A 3,065-nucleotide genomic window follows, 5' to 3' on the forward strand; every position below is an offset into this window, starting at 1 on the left:
GCTCGACGAGCCCTCCCTGACCGCCGTGCTGCGCGGGCAGGTCCGCACCGCCAGCGGCTACCGAACCCACCGCGCCGTGGACCGGCAGGTCGTGGAGGCCACGCTGCGGGACGTCGTCGCGGCGGCCGGCGGCGGACCGGTGACCGTGCACTCCTGCGCCCCGGACGTGCCGTTCGCGCTGCTGCGGCGGGCCGGCGCGGCGGCCGTCTCCTTCGACTTCGCGCTGCTCACCGAGCGTGACGACGAGTCGATCGGCGAGGCCGTCGAGGCGGGTACCCGGCTGTTCGCCGGTGTCGTGCCGGGCACGGACGGCCCGTTGTCGGACCCTGCCGGTAGCGTCATGGGTGTCAGGACGCTGTGGCGCAGGCTGGGGCTGCATCCGGGGTTGCTCGCGGAGGCGGTCACGGTGACCCCGGCGTGCGGTCTGGCGGGCGCTTCCCCCGCCTACGCGCGCCGGGTGCTCGCCCACTGCGTCCGGGCGGCGAGATCCCTCGCGGACAACCCTGAGTAACGGAGGACAACACGGTGGCCGGCGACAAGCAAGCGGAGACGACAGCGGTGCCCGCCGAGGCCCGCGAGACCCACGCGCGCCTGGCGGAGCAGGTCGAGGAGCACCGCTTCCGGTACTACGTGAAGGACGCTCCCGTCGTCAGCGACGCGGAGTTCGACCGGCTCCTGAAGTCCCTGGAGGAGCTGGAGGAGCGCTATCCGGAGCTGCGTACCCCGGACTCGCCCACCCAGAAGGTCGCGGGGTCCTACGAGACGGAGTTCACCGCCGTCGAGCACCGCCGGCGGATGCTGTCGCTGGACAACACGTTCAACGACGAGGAACTGGCCGCCTGGGCCGACCGCATCGCGCGGGAACTGGGCGACCAGACGTACCACTTCCTGTGCGAGCTGAAGGTGGACGGCCTCGCGGTCAACCTCACCTACGAGAAGGGCCGGCTGACCCGCGCGGCCACCCGCGGCGACGGCCGCACCGGCGAGGACATCACGCCGAACGTGCGCACCATCGCGGAGATCCCCGACCGCCTGGCCGGCGCGGAGGTGCCCGACCTGGTGGAGATCCGCGGCGAGGTCTACTTCCCGATGGAGAAGTTCCTCGAGCTGAACGAACGCCTGGTCGCGGCCGGTGACAAGCCGTTCGCCAACCCCCGTAACGCCGCCGCCGGTTCGCTGCGCCAGAAGGACCCGAGGGTCACCGCGACCCGCCCGCTGCACATGGTGGTGCACGGCATCGGCGCCCTGGAGGGATTCACCGGCCTGACCCGGCTCTCCCAGGCGTATGACCTGCTGGGGGCCTGGGGCCTGCCCACCTCCCCGCACAACCGCGTGGTCGACGGCCTGGACGGGGTGCGGGAGTTCATCGCGCACTACGGCGAGAACCGGCACTCCGTCGAGCACGAGATCGACGGTGTCGTGGTCAAGCTGGACGAGATCCGCCTCCAGGGGCGGCTCGGCTCCACCGCGCGGGCGCCGCGCTGGGCGATCGCCTACAAGTACGCGCCGGAGGAGGTCAACACCAAGCTGGTCGACATCAAGGTGGGTGTCGGCCGCACCGGCCGGGTCACGCCGTACGCCCAGGTGGAGCCGGTCACGGTGGCGGGCAGCGAGGTGGAGTTCGCCACCCTGCACAACCAGGAGGTCGTCAAGGCCAAGGGCGTCCTCATCGGGGACACCGTCGTGCTGCGCAAGGCCGGTGACGTCATCCCGGAGATCCTCGGCCCGGTGGTGGACCTGCGGGACGGCGGCGAGCGGGAGTTCGTGATGCCGGCCGAGTGCCCGGAGTGCGGCACGCCGCTGCGGCCGATGAAGGAGGGCGACGTGGACCTGCGCTGCCCGAACGCCCGCACCTGCCCGGCCCAGTTGCGCGAGCGGGTGTCGTATCTGGCGGGCCGCGAGTGCCTGGACATCGAGCACTTCGGCGCGGTGGCCGCCGCCGCGCTGACCCGGCCGCTGGAGCCGGCCGACCCGCCGCTGGTGGACGAGGGCGACCTGTTCGACCTGACGGTGGAGAAGCTGCTGCCCATCAAGGCCCATGTGCTGGACCCGGACAGCGGACTGCCCAAGCACGACCCCAAGACCGGTGCGGAGAAGGTCGTCACGGTCTTCGCCAACCAGAAGGGCGAGCCGAAGAAGAACACCCTCGCCCTGCTCGCGAACATCGAGGCGGCCAAGTCCCGTCCGCTGGCCCGCTTCCTGAACGGGCTGTCCATCCGGCACGTGGGGCCGGTGGCCGCGCAGGCCCTCGCGCGCGAGTTCCGCTCCATCGACCGCATCGAGCAGGCGACCGAGGAGGAGCTGGCGGCCACCGACGGCGTCGGCCCGATCATCGCCGCCGCGCTCAAGGAGTGGTTCGCCGAGGACTGGCACCGCGAGATCGTCCGCAAGTGGAAGGCCGCCGGGGTGCCGCTGGAGGACGAGGCGTCCGGGGAGGACGAGGGGCCGCGCCCGCTGGAGGGGCTCACGGTCGTCGTCACCGGCACGCTGGAGAACTACACCCGGGACGGCGCCAAGGAGGCACTGCAGAGCCGGGGCGCGAAGGTGACCGGATCGGTTTCGAAAAAGACATCTTTCGTCGTTGTGGGTGACAACCCCGGATCGAAATATGACAAGGCCATGCAGCTCAAGGTTCCTGTTCTGAACGAGGACGGTTTCGACGTCCTGTTGGAGCAGGGCCCCGAAGCGGCGGCCGAAGTCGCGCTTCCGACCGAGGAGTAGCGGTTGAAGGCCACCCGTTCGGCGCATATCAGTTGCATACGGGTGGCCCGGGCACATTCGGGCAACCGTCGGAGACCGCTGCCCGTGGATGCCTTTCGCGGCCTACTGTTGAGGTGTGCGCCCGCCGTGCCCAGCTGCGGCTGGGGCATCTCCGTGCCCTCGACAGGCCCGGGGAGGGTTTCTTCGACGCGGAGCCGCTGATGGTTGTCGGTCGTCGGGCCGCGTGGCGTGGGCACCGCCGGCTGTGAGAGGGACGGGAATGGAACCGACCGAGAGCGCCGCCCCCAACGCACGGCTGCGCCCGCGCCGCCGTGCGGGGGCCTGGCGCGAGAACCGGTGGACCG

Annotated in this window: 1 protein-coding gene and 1 pseudogene; both read left to right on the plus strand. The window is 71.3% G+C overall.

Annotation, left to right across the window (positions count from 1 at the left end):
• Window positions 1–511, plus strand: a pseudogene (locus H5J33_RS29100) (methionine synthase); the annotation flags it as partial.
• A 14-nt stretch (window positions 512–525) separates the two neighbouring features.
• A complete protein-coding gene (ligA, locus tag H5J33_RS29105; protein ID WP_181797795.1) occupies window positions 526–2,721 on the plus strand; it encodes an NAD-dependent DNA ligase LigA in 2,196 nt (731 codons plus the stop codon).
• Window positions 2,722–3,065: the final 344 nt, after the last annotated feature.

Source organism: Streptomyces sp. WELS2, assembly GCF_013870595.1.
Lineage (GTDB): Bacteria > Actinomycetota > Actinomycetes > Streptomycetales > Streptomycetaceae > Streptomyces.